We start from the raw sequence: 17,899 nt of genomic DNA, 5'->3' as shown, positions 1-17,899 counted from the left end.
CTTCAAGACCGAAGAGGATCCGTTGGATTCGGGCATGTCTTAATCAATGGCGGGCCGGCCGGGCGCGCGGACATGATCGCGCCATGACCTCACAGACGATCACAGCGGCGGCATCCGGCACGTGGACGCTCGGCGACCTCACGGTCAACCGGATCGGCTTCGGCACGATGCGCCTGACCCAGCACGGTGAGGCATTCGCGGCCGAGGCCGTTCCACGGGACCGCGACCAGGCGATCGGCGTACTGCGCCGCGCGGTCGAACTGGGTGTGAACCACGTCGACACCGCCGCGTTCTACTTCTCCTCGCTGCGCTCGGCCAATGAGCTGATCAACCGGGCGCTGGCCCCCTACCCGGACGAACTCGTCATCACCACCAAGGTCGGACCGGGCCGCGGTCCCTCGGGCCAGTGGCTGCCGCACGCCACCCCCGAGCAGTTGCGCGGCCAGGTCGAGGAGAACCTGCGCCAGCTCGGCCGCGACCACCTGGACGTGGTGAACCTGCGCATCGTCGGCAGCGATTCGATCGCCGAGCGCTTCGGCGCGCTGGCCGACCTGCGTACGGCCGGACTCATCCGGCACCTGGGCCTGTCCAACGTACGTACCCACCACCTCGCCGAGGCGCAGGCCATCGCGCCGGTGGTCTGCGTCCAGAACATGTACGGCATCGGCGCGACCCCCGAGCAGCAGGAGCTGCTGGAGATCTGTGGCGAGCAGGGCATCGCCTTCGTGCCGTTCTACTCGATCGCCGGTACCGGACGCACCGCCGGAGTGACCGCGGACGAGGCCACCGACCACAGCGCTGCGGTCCACTCGGTCGCCCGCTCCCACGGTGTCAGCACGGCCCAGATCCGGCTGGCCTGGACCCTGCACCAGGGCTCCCACGTCCTGGCCATCCCCGGCACCGGCGACCTCGGCCACCTCGCCGAGAACGTCGCCGCCGGCCGTCTGCGCCTGTCCGAGAGCGACCTCGCGATCCTGGGCGCCGCCCAGGACGGGACGGCATGAGCCTGTGGCCGGATGGCCGGATGGCCGGATGGCCGGCCGGCCGGACGCGGGCGGCCGGTGACCGGTCTGTGGCACCGGCCCCCACGGCCTAGCCTGGGGGAATGACCGCCAACGCCGGCCGCGAGCCCCAGTCCGACCTGCGGGACTTCCTGCGTTCCCGCCGTGCCCGGATCGGTCCCGAGGAGGTGGGCGTCGCCGCTCACCCGGGGAGGCGGCGCGTGCCCGGGCTGCGGCGCGAGGAGGTCGCGCAGCTCGCGGGGGTCAGCGTGGACTACTACACCCGGCTGGAACAGGGCCGCACCCTGCACGCATCCGCCGAGGTGCTCGACGCCGTGGCCCGCGCGTTGCGGCTCGACGCCACCGAGCGGTCCCACCTCTTCGACCTGGCCCGTCCGCAGCGGGCCCCCGGGCCCGGGCGGCGCGCCGCCGACCCGGCGGCGGCCGGTGCCCCCGGCACCGCGGAAACCACCGGCCCGCAGCGGGTCCGGGCGGGCCTCTACCAGGTGCTGGACGCCCTGGAGGTCGGCACCCCGGCGATGATCATGGGGCGCCGGCTCGACGTCCTGGCCGCGAACCGGCTCGCGGAGTCCCTGTACGCCGACTTCGGCGCGCCCGAGGCAGACCTCCCCGAGGCGGACCTCCCCGAGGCAGACCTGCCCGATTCGGACGCGGTGGAGCCGGGCGCCGCGGAGCCGGGCACAGTAGCGTTGGGCACACCGGGCCGACGCGGCCGCAATCTGGCCCGGTTCCTCTTCCTCGACCCCGCCGCCCGCACGCTCTTCGCCGACTGGGAGAGCGCCGCGCGCGGAGCCGTCGCCGCGCTGCGGTTCTACGCCGGCAGGCACCCGTACGATCCGGAGCTGAGCCCCCTCGTCGATGAACTAGCGTCGTTCGACCGGGACTTCCGGCGCTGGTGGGCCGGGCACGACGTGCTCGAGCACACCCACGGCACCAAGCGCTTCCGGCATCCCGACATCGGCGAACTGGCCCTGGAGTACGAGTCCCTCACCTTCCCGGACGACCCCGACCAGACCCTCTACCTCTACACGGCAGAGCCGGGATCCCCCTCCGACGAGGCGCTGCGGACCCTCGCCTCCCGGGCGGCGCGGACGGCGCGGCCGGCCGGCGCGGTGCGCCCGAGGCGCTGACGCCCCGCCCTTCTGGCACACTGGGCCGGGTTATCCAGGGCGGTGCAGGACAGGAAACCGGTGCGAATCCGGTGCGGTCCCGCCACTGTGACCGGCCACCCCCTCGCGGGGACCCGGGAGTCAGACACTGACGCACCGCCTCATTCGGTTCGACCAGGGGACGCGGATCCCCCGGAGAGGCTTCACCATGTCTTCGTACCCCCGTGCGCTGCTGCGCGCGCTCCTGCCCCTCCCCCTCCTGATACCGCTGGCCGCGTGCGGGGGATCACCCGCGGCGCAGGACGCGAAGGCGGCGGCGGGCGCCGCGCCCGGTTTCCCGTACACGGTCACCAACTGCGGTGTCACCAGCACCTATCAGGCACCGCCGCAGCGTGCGGTCGCCATGAACCAGCACGCCACCGAGATCCTCCTGGCCCTCGGGCTGGAGGGGAAGACCGTCGGGACGGCCTACCTGGACGACGCCGTACTGCCCGCCTACCGGCCCGCGTACGACAAGATCAAGGTGCTGGCGAAGGAGTACCCCTCCAAGGAGATCCTTCTCGGCGCCAACCCCGACTTCGTGTACGGCGGTTACTCCAGCGCCTTCGACAAGCCGCAGGGCCGTGACCGCGAGGCACTCGCGAAGTCCGGCATCAACTCCCGCCTCAGCGTGGAGTACTGCACCGACGGCAAGGTCGGCCTCGACCAGCTCAGGACCGAAATCGCCGAGGTGGCACGGACCTTCGGCGTGCCCGAGCGCGGCGAGCGGCTCCTCGCCGACGAACAGCGCCGCATCGAAGCCGTCAGCGCACGCGTGAAGGACAAGGCCAAGCCCGCCGTCTTCGTCTACGACTCGGGCGAGGCCTCCGCCTTCACCTCGGGCGGCAAGGGCATCGGCAACGAGATCGTCGCGCTGGCGGGCGGCACGAACGTGTTCGCCGACCTCGACGACACCTTCGGCGACGTGTCGTGGGAGAAGGTCATCGAGCGGGGGCCCGAGGTCGTCCTCATCTACGACTACGGCGGCACCACCGTCGAAGCCAAGAAGCAGCGCCTGTTGAAGGATCCGGCGCTGGCGCAGGTACCCGCGATCAAGAACCAGCGGTTCGTCGTGCTGCCGCTGTCCTCCGCCGTGCTCGGCGTCCGCGTCGCCGACGCCGTCGAATCGCTGGGCGGCCAGCTCCACCCCGACGCCGCGTGAGTCTCCGCGTCGCCCGCGCGTTCACCCGTACGCCGGCCGTACTGGCCCTGCTGGCCGCCGCGCTGGCCGCGTCGGCCCTGGCGGGGCTGGCCCTGGGACCGGTGCGGATCCCCCCGGGCCAGGTGCTCGACATCGTGCTCGCCGGGCCGGGACCCGGCGGGGGAGCAGGCGCCTTCGGGGCGATCGTGTGGGACGTCCGGATGCCGCGCGTCCTGCTCGGGGCCGTCGTCGGTGCGGGACTCGCCGTCGCGGGAACCGTGCTCCAGGCCCTCGTGCGCAATCCGCTCGCCGACCCGTTCCTGCTCGGGGCCTCCTCGGGGGCCTCGGCCGGAGCCGTGCTGGTGATCGTCTTCGGCGCCGGATTCCTCGGCTTCGCGGGCGGCGCCGCCGTACCGCTCGCCGCGTTCGCCGGGTCGATGGGCGCGCTCGTCGCCGTCTACGCGATGGCCCGGCGCGGCGGCGCCATGACCACCGGCCGGCTGATCCTCGCCGGAGTCGCCGTCCAGTACGTGCTGTCCGCCCTGACCAGCCTGATCCTGGTGCTCGCCGCCCATCCCGACCAGATCCGCAGCGTGCTGTTCTGGACCCTCGGCGGACTCGGCGGGGCCCGCTGGGGCGAACTGGCCCTGCCCGCCGGGGCCCTGCTCCTGGGCACCGGGCTGCTCGTCGCCCTGGCCCGGCCGCTCGACCTGCTGCTCGCGGGGGAGGAGGGCGCCCAGACGCTCGGCCTGGACACGAGCCGGTTCCGGGCCGCCGTGTTCGTCCTGACCTCGCTCGTCATCGGCGTACTGGTGGCCTACAGCGGGGCGATCGGCTTCGTCGGGCTGATGGTGCCGCACGCCGCCCGGATGGTCGTCGGCGCCGGGCACCGGGCGCTGCTGCCCGTGGCCGCGCTGGGCGGGGCGGTGTTCCTGACCCGGCCGACCTGATCGCCCGTACCGCCGCCGCGCCGGAGGAGATTCCGGTGGGCGTGGTCACGGCGCTCGTCGGAGGGCCGTTCTTCCTGTGGATGCTGCGCAGGTCCACCCGTACCGAAGGGGTCGTGGGATGACGGCGCGACGACAGACGGGTCCGGTGGCCGACCTGGTGGCGGGGCCGGCGGAACTCGCCGTAGAGGCCGTGCGTTACGAGATCGACGGGCAGCCGCTGCTGCACGGGATCGACCTCACCGCCCGCCCCGGCGAGACGGTCGGAGTCGTCGGCCCCAACGGCAGCGGCAAGACGACACTGCTGCGCTGCGTCTACGGCACCCTGCGCCCCACGGGCGGGCGCGTGCTGCTGGACGGCGTGGACGCGGCCTCGCTGGGCGTCAAGGACCGCGCGCGGCGGGTGGCGGTGGTGCCCCAGGACGCGGTCGGCACCTTCGGGCTGACCGTGCGCGAGGTGGTGGCCATGGGGCGCAGCCCGCACAAACGGTTCTGGGAGCAGGACGGACCCGACGACGTACGCCGCGTCGTGCGGGCCCTGGACACCGTCGGCGCGGGCGCCCTCGCGGACCGCCGCTTCGACGGGCTCTCGGGCGGCGAGCGACAGCGCGCCCTGGTGGCCCGCGCCCTCGTCCAGGACCCGGGCCTGCTCGCCCTGGACGAACCGACCAACCACCTGGACATCCGCTACCAACTGGAGATCCTCGGACTGGTCCGCGCCCTGCCCGCCACCGCCCTGCTGGTCCTGCACGACCTCAACCTGGCGGCGGCGTACTGCGACCGCCTCTACGTCCTGGCGGGCGGCCGCGTGGCCGCCTCGGGCACCCCGGCCGAGGTCCTGACGGAGTCCCTGCTGGCGGAGGTCTACGGGGTCCGCACCCGCGTCGGCCCCCACCCGACGACGGGCGCGCCGAACATCGTCTACCTTCCGGAGGACGGGAACCGGGCGGGGTACTGAGACGGACGTGACGGCGGGCGACATGCACGGGATCCGGCGGCGGGCGCGCGCGAGCCCCCGCCGCCGGGCCGGTCCTACTCCTTGAAGCCGCCGTACGGGACCGTGATCAGTTCCATGCCGTGGCCCGAGGGGTCCGCGAAGTAGACACCGCGGCCGCCGTCGTTGTGGTTGATCTCTCCGGGGCGCTGCCCGTGCGGATCGGCGAAGTAGGTGATCTTCGCCCGCTTGATCTTCTCGAAGGCCTCGTCGAACTCGGCCTCGGAGACGAGGAACGCGTAGTGCTGTGCGGTGATGGACTCGGCGGGGATGGTCGCGAAGTCCAGGGTGACGCCATTGGCGACCTCGATGGGGATGAAGGGGCCCCAGGGGGCTCCGACTTCCAGACCGAGGAAGTACGCCAGGAACTCGGCCGACTCCCGGCGGTCACGGCAGTGGACGATCGTGTGGTTGAGCTGAACGGTCATGAGTGGATGCCTCCGAAAGGCACGTCCCGGCACCTCCATGCCTCACCCAGCCGGTGACCGACACGCGATGCCGCGACATGATCCTAAACACCCCTTACGGGTGGAGTCCAGTGCGTTCGGGGTGGGGACTAACCCCCGTACACCGCCTTGACGTTGTCCTGCGCCGGATGCGTCCGTCCCGCCGGTCCGGCCGCGAAGGCGTGGAGCAGGTTCTCCGTCACCCGGGTGGTCAGGGCGCCCGCGCGTGCGTCCAGGCCGTGGTTGGCTCCGCTGCGGCCGTCGCCCTTCGCGTCGAGGGCCTCCACCCAGCGCATCGTCCCCGTCGCGAAGACGGCGGCGCCGCTCGGCGTCGTGTAGTACGCCGTGTCCTGGTGGCTCGGGCGGCCCTCGCAGACCACGGGGGAGTGCGCCAGGATCTCGATCGGGCGCGGGGTCGTGAAACCGGTGTCGACCTTGTCGTACTCCACGCCGACCAGGTGCGGGAAGCTGTCGCCCGCCTTCGCTCCGGTGCCCTCGAAGAGCCAGTGGCCCGGGTGCGTCACCACGTACGGGGCGTCCACCGGGTAGCCGTCGTAGATCACGCCGAGCAGCGTGCTCTCCGGGTCGGCGGCGGGCGGGGACCGGAAGTCGACCGTGGCCGGGTGGCCGCGCTTGAAGCCGGGATCCTGCTCGTAGGAGGACTTGTAGCAGACCACCGTACGGTCCGGTCCGAGCTCGGATGCCTCCAGCCGGATCCGGCGGTAGCAGCAGTTCGCTCCCAGGATCGCGATGTTGGTGCCCGCGTCCCGGGCCGCCGTGACGTGCGCGCGCTGCTCGGGCGACCAGTACTCGTCGTGTCCGAGGGAGAGGACCGCCGAGGCGCCCTCCAGCAGCCGCTTCTCCCGGGCCACGTCGGTGGTCGTCGCATAGGCCAGGGGGATGCCGAGCCGCTCGGCGAGCGCGAGCAGCGGAGCCTCGTACACGAGGAAGAGGCCCGCGCCGTCGTCGTACTCGTAGGGCCGGTCGAAGGTCACGGCGAGCGAGCGCGAGGCGTATCCGCCACTGGGGCCGTCGTAACTGCCGTAGCCGCCCCAGCGGTTGTACGCCTGCCAGGTCGCCACCGCGTTGACCACGACGGTACGTCCCGACGCGCCGGCGGACCGCACCGTGACGGGGACGAACCGCTGGCCCTCGCCGCCCTGCGCGTCGAGGCGCAGCAGGTAGCAGCCCTCGGGCCAGTCCTTGGTCTCGACGGTGGTGCTACGGGCCCACCGGGTGCGCACGGTACGGGTCGCGGTGTCCACCGTGCGGTCGGGCTGGCGCACCCCGGGCAGGGCCTCGGAGCGCCAGACCAGACGGGCCCGGGCGCCGCCGTACCAGCCCATGCGGTAGGCGGAGACGGTGAACCGGGGCGCGGTGGTGGAGACGTGCAGGCCGAAGGACTCGCCGGGCAGGACGCTGACCCGGTCGGCGAAGCCCTCGATGGCGCGGGCCGGGCCTGCCTTGGCGACCTGCCAGTCGGCGTTCCCCGGGCGGGCGTTCTCGGCCCGGACGTCGAAGCCGCGCGGCCCCTCCTGCTTCTCCGGGGGACCGGACGGATCCCGGCTCTCGCCGGGCCCCGCCCCGTCCGCCTCCGTGGCGTCCCCGTTCGCGCAGCCGGCCACAGCCCCCAGCCCGGCGGCGGTGGCGGCCGCCCCCGTCGCCAGGGCGAGGAACCGCCGCCTGCCCGCGCCTTCGCCGTCCCCGGATATGTGCTCCTGATCCATACGGGTCACGCTATGTCACCCTGTGGGCTTCGTTTTTATCGCCCCGCGGGGTGTCCGGAGATCGTCCGGAGACGGTCGGGGCAACCTCCGGAGATCACCCCAGCTTCACCTTCACCACCTGGCTCGCTCCCTCCCGGGCCGTGAGGCTGCCGAAGCCGAGCTGGAGGGTGCTCCCGGTGCTCGCCGAGACCAGGCTCGCCGGCTGGGACAGCACCTGGGCGACGGGCCGGTTCCACACCAGGGTCAGTCCCGACAGGGTGCGGGTCGGGTCCGAGACGCAGACCACGGCCGTGCCGTCGCCGGACTCCCGCACCGTCACCGAACACGGCGCGCTCGCCTGCAGGGCGCCGATCGTCGCGGGCTGCCAGAAGTTGACCCCGGTGAAGCCGAGCGAGCCCACCGTCACCCCCTGGGCGGTCGGGTTGTTGGCGAGCACCGTGAGCCAGCCGGTGGCGGCGGACCGAGCCGAGGTCTGGGCTGCCGAGGCTCCCGGCATCAGCTGGTAGACGTAACTGCCCGCGGCCGGGTCCGTCCCGTGGTCGTACCAGAGGGTCAGATAGCGCCGGGTCAGGACCGTGGTGGAAGCACTCCGGTTGATATCGCTCCACCGGCCGCTGCGGGCCTCGCGCAGCGCCCGGAAGGTGCCCGAACCCGACATCACATAGCCGCCGAAGCCCGCCAGGTGGGCCCAGCCGGGCCCGGGGAAGGAGGCGGTCCAGCCCAGCGTGGCCGGCTGGACCGTGCCGCCCACGGTCAGGGCGTGGGTGCCGGTCGCGCCCAGGTTCCGGTTGTCGATGACCGTGTCGACCGCGGCGCCGTCCGTGGAGCTGATCCCGGCGCCCAGACAGACCACCGTGTCGTCGAGGAAGAACCAGGACTTGCGGGCCGTGAGGGTGCTGCCCAGTCCCTTCAGGTGCTGGCCCACCGAGGCGAACTCCCCGTCGGTCGTGCCGCCCACCCAGGTGACGTCCGGCCGGGAAGCGCCCCAGTCGCCCCCGGCTCCGTCGGCCAGCGCCTTGCGGGAGGCGGTGGTGCCGGGCAGCCGGTACGGATTGACCGTGGGCCAGAACGCGTCCGAATACTGGCCGTTGCCCGAGGTGGAGCCCCACCAGGAGAGCATGCCGCTGCCCGTGTGCCAGCCGCGCAGGTTCTCGCCGTTGCCCGTCTCGTAGTGCGTGATCCGCTTCGAGGCCATGGACAGGGACGCCGCCCAGGCCGGTCTGCGGTGCGTGGCCCGGTCCATCGAGGAGAACAGCCGGTGCGCCACGGGCTCGGGCAAGGCCGTGACCGCGGCGTCCGCCGAGACCTCGGAGAGCCGGGCCAGGGCCGACAGGCTCTGGGTGGCGTCCGCCAGCGGCGGGCTGTAGTAGTCCCGCGCCGTCCAACCCTTCACCAGGCCGCGCCAGCGCGTCCGCTCGGCGGCGGACGCCCCCTCGGCGAGGAGCAGGATCGCGGCGAGGACGGAGTGCCCGCGGGTGTGGTCGTCCAGCTGCGCCTGGAGGGGATCGGCGACCTGGACCCCCCGGCTGGGGGCCCGCCCCGAGACGGCGTCCATCATCAGCCCGTTGTAGAGGAACGGCGCCCACGCGTGCTCCACCGCGTCGAAGACGATCTGCGCGCCGGGGGCGGTCACCTCCCACGCCGTGCCCTTCAACAGCCCGAACAGCATGCCCAGTCCGCCGAGCATGACCGAGCCGTACGAGCCGGTGTAAGCGACATAGGTGTGCTGGATGAAGGAGCCGTCCCGGTAGAGCCCGTCGCCGGAGGTCACGTACGGGAACACCGGCGTGAGCGCGTCCCGGGCCAGGGCGATCTTCGCGTCGTCGCCACCGACCACGCCGCGCAGCGCGAGGACCCGGCACAGGTCCACCCGGTTCGCCCCGGTGCTGGTCCCGCTGTACGAGCCGACCGAGGAATCCGGTACGAAGTGGTCCACGGCGGCGCAGTAGCCGGCGAGCTGCGCCGCCGACAAGTGGCCGTACATCAGGACGACGGTGTCGAGCAGCGCCTGGGGCGCGCCGATCTGCCAGCACCACCAGTTTCCGTACCGCGCCTGGCCGGCGTTGTAGACCTGGGTGTGGAGGTGGTCCAGCCCGGTCAGCACCGCCGTGCGCAGCGCGGCGTCGCCGGTGAGCCCCGTCCCCGGTCTGACGTAGGCCTCCGCCATGCCGCGCAGCCGGTAGTAGCTCTGCGCCATCCACTCGGGGTCGTTGGTGAAGACCTGGTCGGGCCAGAGCGAACCGGTCGCCGGGGCCATCGAGGAGCGCCACTGGCCGGCCTGTGCGCCCAGCGCGGTCAGCCGGGTGCGGAAGGGCTCCACCGTGGGGGAGGACACGGTCCCCAGGACGAGGCCCTGCCACACCGCGCGCATGGCGGCGTGCACCGAGGTCACCGTCCCGGCGGTCGCCGGGAAGACGGGCGTGCCGAGCAGGACCACGCTGCCACCGACCGCCGTGAGGAAGGCACGGCGGCTCCACACATCTGTCATCACAGTCTCCTTTGACTGAAACGCTGCTTCGCCTGAAACGCTGCGGCCCCCGTGTACTTCGGCTCATGCACCCCCCTTCACCTCACGCGACGTGCTCGCGGTAGCGGTCGATCACCTCCCGCAGCACCTCTTCGCCGTCGCGGGCCCACAGCCCGGGGTGGAAGATCTCCACCTCGACCGGCCCCAGGTACCCCGCGGAGTCGGTCAGCTCCCGGAAGGCCCGCAGGTCGATCGAGCCGTCGCCCAGCTGTCCGCGCCCCAGCAGTACGCCCTCGGGGAGCGGTGTCACCCAGTCGGCGACCTGGACGGACACGATCCGCCCGGCCTCGCCCGCCCGCCGCACCTCGGAAGGCAGCCGCTCGTCCCACCACAGGTGATAGGAGTCGACGACCACCCCCACCCGTGACGCCGGGAACTCCTCGGCGATCTCCAGGGCCTGACCGAGGGTGGAGACCACACAGCGGTCCGCCGCGTACATCGGGTGCAGCGGCTCGATCCCCAGGCGCACCCCGTGGCCCGCGGCGTACGGGACCAGGTCGCCCAGGATGTCGACGATCCGCCGCCGGGCTCCCGCCAGATCCCGGTCCCCGTCCGGCAGGCCGCCCGAGACCAGGACCAGGGTGTCGGCGCCCAGCTCGGCGGCCTCCTCCACGGCACGGCGGTTGTCCTCGAGGGCGCTCGCACGCCCCACCGGATCGGCGGCGGTGAAGAAGCCGCCCCGGCACAGCGAGCTGACCCGGAGGCCGGCATCGGCGACCAGCTTCGCGGCCTCCCGCACCCCGAAGCGCTGTACGGGATCGCGCCACAGACCGACCGCACCGACCCCGGCGGCGGTGCATCCGGCCACCAGCTCGGGGAGCGACCACTGGCGGATGGTCTCCTGGTTCAGGCTGAACCGGGCCGGCGCCGGCGCCGTTGCCGGGCTCATGACGCCACCCCGTGCAGCGCGAGCAGCTGTCGCATCCGGGCCTCGGCGAGCTCCGGGTCCGGGAACAGGCCCAGATTGTCCGCCAGTTCGTACGCGGTGGCCAGATGGGGGAGCGAGCGCGCCGAGTGCAGTCCGCCCACCATCGCGAAGTGCTCCTGGTGCCCCGCCAGCCAGGCCAGCAGCACGACACCCGTCTTGTAGTAGCGGGTGGGCGGTGCGAACAGGTGCCGGGACAGCGCCACCGTTGGATCCAGCAGCTCCCGGAATCCGGCCGTGTCGTCCTGGTCGAGGGCGAGCGCCGCCCGCGCGGCGATCGGGGCGATCGGATCGAAGATGCCCAGAAGGGCGTCGCTGGCCAGCTCGCCGTCACCGGCGATCAGCTCCGGATAGTGGTAGTCGTCGCCCGTGTAGCAGCGCACGCCCGCGGGCAGCCGCCGCCGGATGTCCACCTCGCGCCCCGCGTCGAGCAGCGAGACCTTGATGCCGTCGACCTTCTCCGGATACTCGGAAATGATCTTCAGGAAGACGTCCGTGGCCCCGTCTAGGTCCGAGTGCCCCCAGTACCCCTCCAGGGCCGGGTCGAACATCGGCCCCAGCCAGTGCAGGACCACCGGCCGGGAGCTCTGCCGCAGCAGCCTCCCGTACACCTCCGAAAAGTCCTCCGGGCCGCGCGCCGTCGAGGCCAGGGCGCGCGAGGCCATCAGCACGGCCGTCGCCCCGCACTCCTCGACCAGCGCGAGCTGCTCCTCGTACGCCGCGGTGACGGCGGCCAGGGAGTGCACGGTGTCCGGAGCCAGCTGGTCGGTGCCCGCCCCGCAGACGATCCGGCCGCCCACCGACCGGGCTTCGGCGGTCGAACGGCGGATCAGCTCCGCCGCGCCCGGCCAGTCCAGGCCCATCCCGCGCTGCGCGGTGTCCATGGCCTCCGCGACCCCGAGGCCCTGCGCCCACAGCGTGTGCCGGAAGGCCAGCGTGCTCTCCCAGTCGATGACCGGGCCGGATTCGGCCGAGGCGGCGAGGGGGTCGGCCACCACGTGCGCGGCCGAGTAGAAGGTGCGGCTGCGGGCCGGGTCGCAGGCGAGCGGCGCCAGCGGAGCGGTGACCGGCGCGTGGAGGCGCAGCCCGCCGTCCGCCGAGGGGAGCCGGATGCTCACAGCGCCACCTCCGGGACCACGAGCCGCCGGCCCTCCGCCGAGGAACGCAGTCCGAGGTCGGCGAGCTGTACCCCGCGGGCGCCGGCCAACAGGTCCCACTGCCAGGGCTCGTCCCGGACGACATGGCGCAGGAACAGCTCCCACTGGGCCTTGAAGCCGTTGTCGGCGGGGTTGTTGTCCGGGACCTCCTGCCACTGGTCGCGGAACGTCTCCGTCAGGGGCAGGTCCGGATTCCACACCGGCTTCGGCGTCGTCGCACGGTGCTGGATCCGGCAGCCGCGCAGCCCGGCGACCGCCGAGCCGTGCGTCCCGTCGACCTGGAACTCCACGAGCTCGTCGCGGTTGACCCGCACCGCCCAGGAGGAGTTGATCTGGGCGACGGCGCCACCCTCCAGCTCGAAAATCCCGTACGCCGCGTCGTCAGCGGTGGCCTCGTAGGGCTTGCCGTCCTCGTCCCAGCGGCGGCCGATGTGGGTGCGCGTCAGCGCCTGCACCGTGCGGACCCGGCCGAACAGCTCGTGCAGCAGGTACTCCCAGTGCGGGAACATGTCGGCGACGATGCCTCCGCCGTCCTGGGAGCGGTAGTTCCACGACGGGCGCTGGGCGGACTGCCAGTCGCCCTCGAAGACCCAGTATCCGAACTCCCCGCGCACGGACAGGATCTCGCCGAAGAACCCGCCGTCGATGAGCCGCTTGAGCTTCAGCAGGCCCGGCAGGAACAGCTTGTCCTGCACCACCCCGTGCTTGACCCCGGCCGCGTCGGCCAGGCGTGCGATCTCCAGCGAGGACTCGAAGGTGAGGGCGGTGGGCTTCTCGCAGTACACGTGCTTGCCGGCCGCCACGGCCTGCCGGACGGCCGCCTCGCGGGCACTGGTGACCTGGGCGTCGAAGTAGATCTCCACCTCGGGATCGGCCAGCACCGCCGCCAGGTCCGTGCTCACGTGCTCCAGGCCGTGGCGCTCCGCGATGGCCCGCAGGGCCTCCTCGCGGCGCCCGACCAGTACCGGCTCCGGCCACAGCACCGTGCCGTCGCCGAGGTCGAGCCCGCCCTGCTCGCGCAGTGCGAGCAGGGAGCGGACCAGGTGCTGGCGGTAACCCATCCGCCCGGTGACGCCGTTCATGGCGATCTTGATCGTCCTGCGCTGCACGATGTCCCCTCCTTCGTCTTGTTGCGTGTTCCTTGTGTCGAGCTGTCGAGAAAGCTGTATAGAAAGCGCTTTCTCTCCGATCAGGCTAGGGCCGCGCACTGTCGCGATGCAAGACTCTTCCGGGTGATAGAAAGCGCTTTCTTCTTCGGCGAGTATGGAGATCCACACACCGGGTGAGACGATGACCCGGGACGGATCGGAAGGAGGGGAAGATGGCGGTCACACTCGCCGAAGTGGCGGCGCACGCGGGCGTATCGCCCGCCACGGTCTCGCGCGTACTGAACGGCGGATACCCGGTGGCGGGCGGCACCAGGACCCGCGTGGAGCGAGCGGTCGAGGACCTCGGCTACATCGCGAACGGCCCCGCGCGGGCCCTCGCCGCCGCGACCTCGGACCTGATCGGCGTCCTCGTGCACGACGTCGCGGACAGCTTCTTCGGGATCCTCGCCGGATCCCTGCAGAGCGCCCTCGCCCCCGGCGGACAGGGCGGCGCGCGCCGGCTCGCCGTCGTCTGCAACACCGAGGGGTCCCCGGCCGCCGAGCTGGACTACCTCGCCCTGCTGGAGGGCCAGCGGGCCGGCGGAGTCGTCCTGACCGGCGGCGCCGTCGAGGAGCCGGAGCACACCCGGGCGCTCGCAGCCCGCCTCGCCCGCATCGCGGCCACCGGCGCCCCGGTGGTGCTGTGCGGGCGGCCCCCGCTGCCGATGCCCGCAGGGCTCCCCGTCGCCACGGTCATGTTCGACGACCGGGGCGGCGCCTTCCGGCTCACCGAGCACCTGCTGACGCTCGGCCACCGGCACATCGCCTACGTGGCGGGCCCGCCCGGACTGAGCACGACCCGGGAGCGCCTCGCCGGACACCAGGACGCCCTGCGCGACCACGACCCCGCACTGCCCGCGCACTGCGCCGGCCTCACCGTGCACGCGGGGTTCGAGCGCTCCGCCGGATACGACGCCACCCGCGAGCTGCTCCGCCGCGGAGCGCCCTTCACCGCCGTGGCCGCCGCCAACGACACCGTCGCCACCGGGGTCGCCGCGGCCCTGCGCGAAGCCGGCCTGCGGATACCCGAGGACGTCTCCGTCGCCGGCTTCGACGACCTGCCCGTCTGCGTCGACACCGCCCCCGCCCTCACCACCGTCCGGGTACCGCTGCGCGAGGCCGGGGTGCTCGCGGCCCAGCTCGTCACGGGCCGCAGAGCACTGCCCCCCGGCGGCATCACCACGCTGCCCGCCGAGCTGACGGTGCGCGGCTCCACCGCGCCTCCGCCCGCCGCCGGACCCTCCGCCGCCACCCAAGGGGGCCGACCGTGAGGTACGCCTTCTCCACCCTCGGCCTGCCCGGCTCCCCGCTGGAGCGCAGCGCGGACCTCGCCGCCGAGCACGGCTACGAGGGCCTCGAGCTGCGCGCCCACCCCGAGGAACCCGTGCACCCCGGCAGTCCCGCCGGCGACCGTGCGGCCGGACTGCGCACCCTGACCTCCGCGGGCGTCGCCGTCCTCGGAGTCGCCGGCTACGCCAGGGTGGCCGCGCCCGGCCCCGACGAGCCGGTCCTCGCCGAGATCCAGGCCTTGGTCCGGCTCGCCGTCGACCTCGAGGCGCCCTACGTCCGGGTCTTCCCCGGCGGCGGTGAACTGCCCCCGGCCGAAGCCGACGGGCACGCGGTCCGCAGGCTCCTGGCCGCGGCGCCCTTCGCCGAGCGGCACGGGGTGCGGATCCTGCTGGAGACCCACGACTCGCACCGCACCGCGACCGCCACGGCCCGGGTCCTCGACCGGGTCGCGCATCCGGGCGCGGGCGCGCTGTGGGACGTACTGCACACCTGGCTCGGGGGCGAGTCCCCGGCCGAGTCGAACCGGGCCCTCGCCGGGCACCTGGGCTACACACAGGTCAAGGACGTGGCGTCCGCGCAGGAGCTGACCCCGATCGGGCTCGGCGGGGGAGCGCTGCCCCTCGCCGAGGCGGTGGCCCTCCTGCCGCCGCGGGGCTGGCTCTGCTGGGAGTACGAGAAGCGCTGGTATCCCGGAGCCGGCGAACTGCCGGAGCGGCTCGGGCCGGGCCGGGAGCACCTGGAGCGGCTGGTCCGCGCGGCGGACGGTCAGGCCGAGTAGCCGAGCCGGTCCCGGTCGACGGCGTGGCGGAAGCCGAGGCCCGCGGCGTAGCGCTCCAGTTCCTCGACGGCCGAGGCCGCCAGCCGGTCCAGCTCCCCGCCGAGGGAGCCGGCCACGTGCGGGGTGAGCAGCACGTTGGGCAGGTCGTACAGCGGGGAGTCGGCGGGCAGCACCTCCGGCTCGGTGTGGTCGAGCACGGCGTGCAGACGCCCCGATACCAGCTCCTCGGTCAGCGCCGCGGTGTCGACGAGCGAGCCGCGCGCGGTGTTCACGAGGGTGGCCCCGTCCGGCATCAGGGCCAGCCGGGAGGCGTCCAGCAGCCGCCGGGTCTCGGGCAGTTCGGGAGCGTGCAGGCTCACCACGTCGCTGCGGGAGAGCAGTTCGTCCAGGGTGACGGCCTCGCCGCCGAGGGCGGCGAGCTCGGCCGGATCGGCGTACGGATCGTGCACGAGCACCCGCAGGTCGAAGGGGCGCAGCAGCTCCAGTACGCGGCGGCCGATGAGGGAGGCGCCGACCAGGCCGACGGTACGGCGGTAGTTGCCGACGGCGGGAAAGTGCCGCAGCGGGTCGACGTGGCCGCGGGCGGCCCGGTAGGCGTGCGCGGAGTCCAGTACCCGCTTGTTGGCGAACAGGATGGCGGCGAGCGTGTACTCCGCGACCGGCAGCGCGTTCACGGCCGCGGAGCTGGAGACCAGCAGACCCCGCTCCCAACAGGCCGGGGTCACATGGTTTTTGACGCTGCCGGCGGCATGCACGACCGCGCGGAGCTCGGGCATCAGCTCCAGCGCCCGCGCGTCCAGCGGAGGGCAGCCCCACCCGGTGAACAGGACCTCGGCCACGGCCAGCCGCTGCCGCAGGGCCTCCTGCGAGAAGGCGGCGCCGAAGTCGGTGACGAGCAGCCCGGGGTCCACATCGGCGACCCGGAGCAGCTCCGGAAGGATCCGGTCACCGAGGACGGCGGCCCGGGTCCCGGAGCTCATGGCGAGCACGGTGACCGGTCGGCGGGGCGCGGTGAGCGGGGAGGAGTCGGGGGCGGGGTGGGTCACTTGACGGCTCCAGCGGTGAGATCCGAAGTCCCGATGGTCACAAACCCCGGCCGCGGCGCCGGGACGACACGACGCCGGGAACGACACGGCGCCGGGAACGGTGCGTGGGCGGGAGCGAGTCGATCCCCATGGGGCGGATGGGCCCCGGGGCCGCCACTCCCCAAAGAGGCGGCCCCGGAGCTGTTCGCAAGCGTCATCCTTGTGCGGACGATCATGTCGTCAAGAGCGAATCCGCAATTCAATCGAAACGCACATGTGAAGCGGGCGCTCGGGGCTCGGGCTACGGCCGGACGGTCAGCCGGGGAAGCAGATCCAGATGCTGACGCGGCCCCTCCCGCCCCGCCCCGCGGTCCTCCAGCCGGTCCAGCAGCATTCCGGCCGCCCGCGCCCCCACCTCGCGCTTGGCCGGCGCCACCGCCGTCAGGGGGACGTCGGCCAGTTCGGCCACCTCGTCGTCGTACGTGATCACCGCCAGGTCCTCCGGTACCCGCACCCCGCGCGCCTGGAGCCGCGGGATCAGCATGATCGCGTCCGTATCGCTGTGGATCAGGGCGGCGGTCACGCCCCCCTCGGCCACCGCCGCGCACAAGTAGTCCAGGGTCCGCGCGAAGGCCTCCGCCTCCGCGAGCGGCGCATCCCCGGCCGCAGGCCACGCCGGTGCCGGTCCCAGCCCGAGCGTGGCCACGGCCGCGGCGAAGCCGGTCCGCAGCCGCCCCGACGTGGGGGTTTCCCGGCTGGCCAGCGCGATCCGCTTGTGCCCCAGTTCCGCCAGGTGCCGCACGGCCCGTGCCGCGCCGTCCGCATGGTCGGAGGCCACCCGGTCCAGGGAGGCGGCCGGGTGCCCCGGCGGGGCCCACCGTTCCACCAGGACGGTCGGCACGGGCAGTTCGGCCGTCCACGCCCCTTCGCCGGGCCCGGGTGTTCCGGCCTCCCAGTTCGGGGTCAGCAGCAGGCCGTCGGCCCCCGTGGACAGCAGCCGGGCCGCCTGGGTGCGGTCCTCGCCCGGCAGGTACCGGGTCAGCCCCACGGTGAGCCGTGCGCCCCGCGCCTCGACCACCTCGCGGGCCCCCCGCACGACGTCGGCGTAGTAGTACTCGGTGGTCGGCACGACCATCCCGATCACCAGCCCGCCGCCGCCCCGGACCGGGCCCGTGCCCGTGTCCGGGGCCGTGCCCGACCCCGCCTCCGAGCCCGCAGCGCCGGGCTCCGCGCCCGCCGGATCGGACTCCAGCCGACTGATCACCCCGTGCGTCCGCTGGATCTCGCCCCGCTCCGCCATCGCCTCGACGTCCCGCCGCAGGGTCACCGGGGAGATCCCCAGTTCCTTGGCGAGGTCCGCGACACGGGCGCTGCCCCGGGCCCGGACGAGAGCGAGCACCCGGGCCTGGCGCTGGTCGACATGTGGTCTCAAGGATCCCCCTGCGGTCTGCGTGGTCCGTGGTGTGTCCGCGTGCGCGTGGAGCTCGATTGCACCACAGAAAACCGAAACGATCGATTCGATCGAATCCGGTCAACCGGTCATCGGCGGTGTGGACCGCGCGTACGTCTTCGCCGACGGCGTGCCCCCGGCACCCTGGACCGCGACGCCCCCGACGAGGGGCTG

The 17,899-nt window shown here is 73.3% G+C and carries 14 protein-coding genes, 1 pseudogene and 1 riboswitch; of the genes and pseudogenes, 7 read left to right on the top strand and 8 right to left on the bottom strand.

The window, feature by feature from the left end:
- Positions 1-83 precede the first annotated feature (83 nt).
- The 5 genes and pseudogenes from ACODT5_RS18755 (at position 84) to ACODT5_RS18735 (ending at position 5,216) form a co-directional block, all read left to right on the top strand.
- Positions 84-1,004 carry an aldo/keto reductase gene (locus tag ACODT5_RS18755; protein WP_422520453.1) on the top strand — a complete coding sequence of 307 codons (921 nt, stop codon included), beginning with the start codon at positions 84-86 and terminating at the stop codon, positions 1,002-1,004.
- Between the two features lie 101 nt (positions 1,005-1,105).
- Positions 1,106-2,152 (top strand): helix-turn-helix domain-containing protein, encoded by a 1,047-nt coding sequence (locus tag ACODT5_RS18750; RefSeq protein WP_422520452.1) that lies wholly within the window; start codon positions 1,106-1,108, stop codon positions 2,150-2,152.
- Between the two features lie 13 nt (positions 2,153-2,165).
- Positions 2,166-2,302: riboswitch (cobalamin riboswitch) on the top strand.
- A gap of 37 nt (positions 2,303-2,339) precedes the next feature.
- Positions 2,340-3,332 carry an ABC transporter substrate-binding protein gene (locus ACODT5_RS18745; protein WP_422520451.1) on the top strand — a complete coding sequence of 331 codons (993 nt, stop codon included), beginning with the start codon at positions 2,340-2,342 and terminating at the stop codon, positions 3,330-3,332.
- A pseudogene (locus ACODT5_RS18740) lies at positions 3,329-4,383 on the top strand (FecCD family ABC transporter permease). Before ACODT5_RS18745 ends, ACODT5_RS18740 begins: the two are co-directional and overlap by 4 nt.
- Positions 4,380-5,216, top strand: a complete 837-nt coding sequence (locus ACODT5_RS18735; protein ID WP_422520450.1) for an ABC transporter ATP-binding protein — start codon at positions 4,380-4,382, stop codon at positions 5,214-5,216. The pseudogene ACODT5_RS18740 and the gene ACODT5_RS18735 overlap by 4 nt, the downstream one beginning before the upstream one ends.
- A gap of 74 nt (positions 5,217-5,290) precedes the next feature.
- Here ACODT5_RS18735 and ACODT5_RS18730 read toward each other — a convergent pair whose 3' ends face one another.
- From ACODT5_RS18730 to ACODT5_RS18705, 6 genes are all read right to left on the bottom strand, one after another.
- Positions 5,291-5,680, bottom strand: a complete 390-nt coding sequence (locus ACODT5_RS18730; protein ID WP_422520449.1) for a VOC family protein — start codon at positions 5,678-5,680, stop codon at positions 5,291-5,293.
- Positions 5,681-5,808: 128 nt separating this feature from the next.
- Positions 5,809-7,425, bottom strand: a complete 1,617-nt coding sequence (locus ACODT5_RS18725; protein ID WP_422524962.1) for a N,N-dimethylformamidase beta subunit family domain-containing protein — start codon at positions 7,423-7,425, stop codon at positions 5,809-5,811.
- Between the two features lie 94 nt (positions 7,426-7,519).
- Entirely contained in the window at positions 7,520-9,913 is a 2,394-nt protein-coding gene (locus ACODT5_RS18720) for a polysaccharide lyase 8 family protein (protein WP_422520448.1), read from the bottom strand.
- A gap of 82 nt (positions 9,914-9,995) precedes the next feature.
- On the bottom strand, positions 9,996-10,841 hold the full coding sequence (locus ACODT5_RS18715) for a sugar phosphate isomerase/epimerase family protein (protein ID WP_422520447.1): 846 nt from the start codon (positions 10,839-10,841) through the stop codon (positions 9,996-9,998).
- Positions 10,838-11,995, bottom strand: coding sequence for a dihydrodipicolinate synthase family protein (locus ACODT5_RS18710; protein ID WP_422520446.1), 1,158 nt, complete (start codon positions 11,993-11,995; stop codon positions 10,838-10,840). Before ACODT5_RS18710 ends, ACODT5_RS18715 begins: the two co-directional genes overlap by 4 nt.
- Positions 11,992-13,116 carry a Gfo/Idh/MocA family protein gene (locus ACODT5_RS18705; protein WP_422524961.1) on the bottom strand — a complete coding sequence of 375 codons (1,125 nt, stop codon included), beginning with the start codon at positions 13,114-13,116 and terminating at the stop codon, positions 11,992-11,994. Before ACODT5_RS18705 ends, ACODT5_RS18710 begins: the two co-directional genes overlap by 4 nt.
- 239 nt (positions 13,117-13,355) lie before the next feature.
- On the opposite strand from ACODT5_RS18705, the gene ACODT5_RS18700 reads away from it, so the two are divergent.
- Entirely contained in the window at positions 13,356-14,453 is a 1,098-nt protein-coding gene (locus ACODT5_RS18700) for a LacI family DNA-binding transcriptional regulator (RefSeq protein WP_422520445.1), read from the top strand.
- Positions 14,450-15,250 carry a sugar phosphate isomerase/epimerase family protein gene (locus ACODT5_RS18695; protein ID WP_422520444.1) on the top strand — a complete coding sequence of 267 codons (801 nt, stop codon included), beginning with the start codon at positions 14,450-14,452 and terminating at the stop codon, positions 15,248-15,250. Before ACODT5_RS18700 ends, ACODT5_RS18695 begins: the two co-directional genes overlap by 4 nt.
- Here ACODT5_RS18695 and ACODT5_RS18690 read toward each other — a convergent pair.
- Both ACODT5_RS18690 and ACODT5_RS18685 read right to left on the bottom strand, forming a co-directional pair.
- Positions 15,238-16,230: a hydroxyacid dehydrogenase gene (locus ACODT5_RS18690; RefSeq protein WP_422524960.1), complete on the bottom strand. Its 993-nt coding sequence runs from the start codon at positions 16,228-16,230 to the stop codon at positions 15,238-15,240. The two genes, ACODT5_RS18695 and ACODT5_RS18690, sit on opposite strands and share 13 nt — an antisense overlap.
- 346 nt (positions 16,231-16,576) lie before the next feature.
- On the bottom strand, positions 16,577-17,707 hold the full coding sequence (locus tag ACODT5_RS18685; protein WP_422520443.1) for a substrate-binding domain-containing protein: 1,131 nt from the start codon (positions 17,705-17,707) through the stop codon (positions 16,577-16,579).
- Positions 17,708-17,899 lie beyond the last annotated feature (192 nt).

Source organism: Streptomyces tatrensis (assembly GCF_049310065.1).
GTDB lineage: Bacteria > Actinomycetota > Actinomycetes > Streptomycetales > Streptomycetaceae > Streptomyces.
This window is presented reverse-complemented; position numbering and strand designations above follow the sequence as displayed.